General features: G+C 60.7%; 5 protein-coding genes. 3 read left to right on the top strand and 2 right to left on the bottom strand.

Translation table 11 applies throughout. From position 1 onward, the window contains the following. The 3 genes from ACRC1E_RS06945 to ACRC1E_RS06935 all read left to right on the top strand — a co-directional run. On the top strand, nt 1–891 hold an 891-nt coding region (locus ACRC1E_RS06945; RefSeq protein WP_438514383.1), incomplete at its 5' end, for a succinylglutamate desuccinylase. Nucleotides 892–992: 101 nt separating this feature from the next. Then, nucleotides 993–2,054, top strand: a complete 1,062-nt coding sequence (locus tag ACRC1E_RS06940) for a diguanylate cyclase (RefSeq protein WP_438514382.1) — start codon at nt 993–995, stop codon at nt 2,052–2,054. 440 nt (nt 2,055–2,494) lie between these two features. Further along, complete coding sequence (locus ACRC1E_RS06935) at nt 2,495–3,667, top strand: hypothetical protein (protein WP_438514381.1); 1,173 nt, start codon at nt 2,495–2,497, stop codon at nt 3,665–3,667. An 8-nt stretch (nt 3,668–3,675) separates the two neighbouring features. Here ACRC1E_RS06935 and ACRC1E_RS06930 read toward each other — a convergent pair whose 3' ends face one another. Then, entirely contained in the window at nt 3,676–4,038 is a 363-nt protein-coding gene (locus ACRC1E_RS06930; RefSeq protein WP_438514380.1) for a cupin domain-containing protein, read from the bottom strand. Next, nucleotides 4,008–5,440 (bottom strand): aminopeptidase family protein P (locus ACRC1E_RS06925; RefSeq protein WP_438514379.1); only part of this gene is annotated, 1,433 nt, incomplete at its 5' end. The genes ACRC1E_RS06925 and ACRC1E_RS06930, both read right to left, overlap by 31 nt.

Raw genomic sequence — 5,440 nt, 5'->3', positions numbered from 1 at the left:
GTACACGGCAACGAGGTGTGCGGCACCCATGCCATTCACCGTCTGATCGCCGAGTTTGGTTGCGGAGAGCGCACCCTGAAGCAGGGTAGCGTGACCTTCGTGCCGGTAGCCAATCCGCTGGCCTACAACAAGGGCGAGCGCTCGGGTGAGCGCAACCTCAACCGTAATCTGGCACCGACCGAGATCCCCCTTGAGTTCGAAGACCGCATCGCCAACTGGCTGTGCCCGCTATTGGCACAGCACGATGTGCTGCTGGATTTGCATTCCTTCCAGTCCAGAGGGCAGGCTTTCGTATTTATGGGGCCGCAAGACAATCGCAGCGAACTCGAACCGTTTGCCCACGCGGCAAAAGAACAAGCGCTGGCGCAGCGCCTGGGGGTCGGGCGTGCAGTTGACGGCTGGCTGTCGACCTATGCGCTGGGTGTTCAGCGGCGGGTAGCGCTGTTTGGCGAAGCCGACTCGCGCCAGATGCAGCTTAATACCGATCCGCGTTACGGCATGGGCACCACCGAGTGGATGCGCCGCTCGGGCGGCTGGGCGCTGACGCTGGAGTGCGGTCAGCACAACGACCCGGCGGCGCCGGCGGTGGCGTATCAGGCCATCGTCAATACGCTGGCGCATCTGGGTCTGATTGATGCCGCCGATCCGGCACCGCAGGCAATGGAATCGCTATCTTTGTATGAGGTGGTCGACCGCATGCATGAGGACGACCGCTTCGAGCGCGAGTGGGTGAGCTTCGACGCAGTCAAGCGCGGCGAGCGCATCGGCACGCGTGCTGATGGCACGCCGGTGCTGGCCATCGACGACGGGCGCATCGTGTTTCCGAACGTGAAGGCGCAAGTGGGGCAGGAGTGGTTTTATCTGGCACGCGAATCCGGGCGGCTAGGCTGAATGCGGTGCCGTTGTGGCGTGCACGCTTGGCTAGATAATGACTTTTGCGTAAAATAGCGATTCATTACTATGTATAGCTTAACGACCCTGAAAGGGATGCCATGACGAGCGCTGCCGCTGACCGGACTCCCGATAGGCTAGCGATTCCGGACGATGTGGGCGAGTCTAGCGGACAGAATGTACATGCTTTGCGTGAGGCGCTGGCGCGCTGCCAGTGCGAGCGGCAGTCCGACAAGCTTGCCCTCGCCCGGCAGTCGCGCGAGCTGGCTTTTTACCGTGCGGCCCTGGATGCCCTGCCTACGCCTATTTTTGTCAAGAACGCCGGGCTGCGATTTGCTTTTTTCAATCATGCTTATGAGGCCTTTTTTGGTGTCAGCCGCGATGACTATCTGTGCAAGAGCGTGATGGAACTCGATTATCTGGCACTAGACGAGCGGATAGCGTATCAGGAAGAAGATGCCCGGATGCTGGCCACCCAGAGCATGGCAAGCCACGAAAAGGTTTATCCTTCGCCGCTTGACGGGGCCGGGAGAGCCGCTCTTTACTGGAGCAGGGGCTTCGCCGATGACACGACGGGTGTGGCTGGCCTCGTTGGCATGATTGTTGATATTTCCGGGCAGAAGGTGCTGCAGGACGGCTTGCGCGAGACGGTTGAACAACTGGTGCAGGCGCATGAACAGGTGCGCACGCAGAGCCTGACCGACGAGCTGACCGCGCTTGCCAACCGGCGTGCTGCCATGTTGCGCTTGCAGGGGCTGTTTGCTCTGACCGAGGCCGGTGAGCTCGGCTTCAGCCTGATCCTGTTCGATCTTGATCACTTCAAGCATATCAATGACAGCCACGGCCATGATGCCGGCGATGCCGTCCTGCAGGCGTTTTCCAGTGTACTGCGCGAGCATTGCCGGCAGAGTGATATGGTGGCGCGTTTCGGTGGCGAAGAATTCATCTGCCTGCTGCCTGGGGCGTCGCTGGAAACGGCTGGGCATATCGCGCAGCGGATTCTTCAAGCGCTGCAGATGCCCGGCGCCAGCCCTTGGCCTGTGACCTGCAGCGCCGGCGTTGCCGCCTTCGCACCCGGCGATACGTTAGCCAGACTGGTCAAGCGGGTCGATGACGCGCTTTATCGCGCCAAGCGCATGGGGCGCAACCGGGTTTGCAGTTGAGGGGTGCATGGTTTGCCAGTGCTGATCAGACGCATTCGCTGTCGCACTCTCGATCTGCAATTGACTCGACCGGTGCCCTGATTGAACAAGGCTGCTTACGTCCATTTGTAGCAAGCCTTTTTGCTGGCCACGGCAGTTGATTCTTGTCCGGTTCAAATCTGGGCCGCCTTTCGCATAAGGCGGCTTTTTTGTTTGAGTTTGAGCCCGTTGCACCTTGTTGTCAGCAAGGTTTTATCTGTGGTTTTTATCATTATTGGCTTGCTGCTGATAGCCGAATCCTTAGTCTCAGACTGCCGCTTGACATATGAATTCGTCGGGCTATAAAAAATTCAATTAGCAAGTCGAGTGATGGGGCGCGCGAGCTGCTGTATTGGCTACCTTGAACACCTATCTGTTGGTGCCCGGCTTGCCTTTTGTCTTTTAATTTTTAAAGGATGGATATGTTCAAACGGCAGATCGGCATTTCAGGAACCGGCTTTATCTCTATCGGCCTCGCCCGCCTGATCGGGCAAAGCGAGGATATGAAAGTGTCTCGCGTCCTGACCCGGCGCAATATTTCGGGTGTCGACCATCCTTGTGCCGGTCTGTTGACTGGCGAGATTGAGCGTCTGGTGGCCGAGTCCGATCTGGTTGTCGAGTGCAGTGGCGATGCATTATGGGGAACAGAGGTTGTCGAGGCGGCGATGGCGGCCGGCAAGCCGGTCGTGACTATGAATTCGGAGTTGCAAATTACGACGGGCAGTCATTTTGCGGCGCAGGGTGGTTATTTCTCCGAGGCCGAGGGGGACCAGCCCGGCAGTCTTGCCGCCTTGCGCGAGCGTGTGCTCGATATGGGGTTTGAGCCTTTGGTCTATGGCAATATCAAGGGTTTTCTGAATCCGGACCCCGGTGAGGAAGAAATGCGCTACTGGGCAGCCAAAAGCGGCATTAGCCTCAGCGCGGTGACCCAGTTTACCGATGGCACCAAGATCAATATCGAGCAGGTGCTGGTGGCCAACGGGCTGGGGGCCCAGATCCGCCCGCAGGGCATGGCAGGGCTCGCTTGCGACAGTCTGGATGAAGGCAGTGTGGCGCTTGCTGGCATGGCTTGCGCGCAGGGCGCGCCGGTCAGTGACTACATACTCTGCGCGAAGGCGCCTGCCGGCGTGTTTATCAGTGCCCGCCATGATGCGGCGCACGCGATGGCACTGCGCTATCTGAAGATGGGACAAGGGGACGTTTATACCTTGCTTACGCCTTATCACCTGACCTTTTTCGAAATTCCTAAAACGCTGCGCCGTGCGCTCGCGGGCGGACGGGTGCTGCTCAATAATGGCGTCTCGCCCCGCTACGGCGTCGCAGCTTGTGCCAAGGTTGATATTGCCGAAGGACAGACCATCAGTCAGGCTATCGGCGGATTCATCTTGCGTGGCGAAGCCGTTTCGCTCAGGGCTGACCCTGAGCATGTGCCGATCGCCTTGCTGCAAGGCGCAACACTCAAGCGTCAGGTGATGCGTGGCGAGCGGTTGCGCTTTGCCGACGTCGAACTACCCAAAAGCCGGGCTCTGGCGCTGTGGCAAGCGACGGCCAAAACTGCTGAAGGGCTTGCGGCGCATCCTGTGCTAATCCAGTAAATACTGGCTTAGCCGGCGGTGGCTGGCGGGCTGAATACCGCCAGCCATAGCGTGTCGGTATCTGCAGCGGTGCAGTGCACGCGGTGGCGCAGGCCGGCCGGCAGATGTACCCAGTCGCCGGCAGCCAGAGGCAACTGGCCCTGGCCTTCGATTTCCAGAATGGCCTGACCACTAAACAGCAGTACGAATTCATCCTCGTCCTGCTGGTACCAAAAATCTGGCGGGGAGGCGTGCCCGCGCGAGACGATGCGCTCGATGCGCACCGTCGGGCTGGCTGCCAGTGTTTCGGTTAGCTCGACGGGCAGGCTGGCCGGAATATGGCCGCCCAGCCTGCCTTGCCTCAGATTGCCTGCGTTGCCATCTTCAGCCATGCCAGCGCATCTCCTTCCAGTAGCGGCGTCAGGCGACGGCACACTTCGCTGTGGTAGTCGTTAAGCCAGTCGCGCTCGGCACTGTCCAGTAGCGCGATCTCCAGACAACGCGTATCTATCGGGCACAGTGTCAGCGTTTCGAAGGCGAGAAAATCGCCGAAATCACTGCGGCCGGCCTCCACGTTCAGTACCAGATTCTCGATGCGCACGCCCCAGTGGCCGGCGCGGTAGATGCCCGGCTCGATCGAGGTGATCATGCCGGGCTGCATTGCCATCTGTGCGTTAGGCAGCGTGCGCGAGATGCTTTGCGGGCCTTCGTGTACATTCAGGAAATAGCCCACACCATGGCCGGTGCCATGGCCGAAGTCTATCTGTTCGCGCCATAGTGGCGCTCTCGCCAGCGCATCCAGCATCGGGGACAGGGTGGCACGCGGGAAGTGCGCGCGCGAAAGGTTGATGACGCCCTTGAGTACCAGCGTGCAGTCGCGCTTTTGCGCGGCGCTGGGTGTGCCGATGGCGACCATGCGGGTGATGTCGGTGGTGCCGCCCAGATATTGGCCACCGGAGTCGATCAGCAACAGGCCGTCGCCGCTAATCACGCTGTGCGCCTCTAGCGTTGCGCGATAGTGCGGTAGTGCGCCATTGGCATTGAAGCCGGCGATGGTGCCAAAGCTTGGGCATACATAAGCGGGGCGGCGCGCACGCGCGGCGCTGAGCCTGTCGTCTATGGTCAGCTCGGTGATGGTTTCGCGGCCTTGTGCCGCCGCAAGCCAGGCGAAGAATTCACATAGTGCGGCGCCGTCCTGTTCCATGGTGGCGCGGATATGCGTGGCATCGGTGTCGCTCTTGCATGACTTGAACAAGGTGGAAGGGTTGATTGCCTCGATCACCGTCACCCCTGCCGCCACGCACCGGGCAAAGCCCAGCGTCACCCGTGCCGGGTCCAGCAGCAGGCGATCGCCTGCGGTCAACGCTGCCAGTACCGCCTTGGCTTCGGGGTAGGGGGCGAGGGTAATGCCATCGGTGGCCAGTCGCGCAGCCAGTGCCGCATCTATCTTGCCGGCGCCGACAAACAGGGTGGCGTGCTCTTTATCCAGCAGCAGATGGGCAAGGAATACCGGGTTGTAGCTGACATCGCTACCCCTGAGGTTCAGCAGCCAGGCGATATCGTCCAGCGTTGACAGCCAGTGGTGGCTGCAGCCATGGCGATGCATCGCGGCACGCACGCGGGCCAGTTTGTCCGCGCGCGTTTCGCTGGCTTGCGGCGCGAGGTGTTCGTAGACGGGGGCACCAGGCAGGGCTGGCCGCTCGGCCCAGATGGCGGCAACCGGATCAAGATCGGTCTTGAACGTGATGCCGCGAGCGGCAAGTGCCTGCTGCAAGGCGCGCGCAGCACCCTGAC

The sequence above is a fragment of the Craterilacuibacter sp. genome, assembly GCF_051659485.1.
Lineage (GTDB): Bacteria > Pseudomonadota > Gammaproteobacteria > Burkholderiales > Chromobacteriaceae > Craterilacuibacter.
This window is presented reverse-complemented; position numbering and strand designations above follow the sequence as displayed.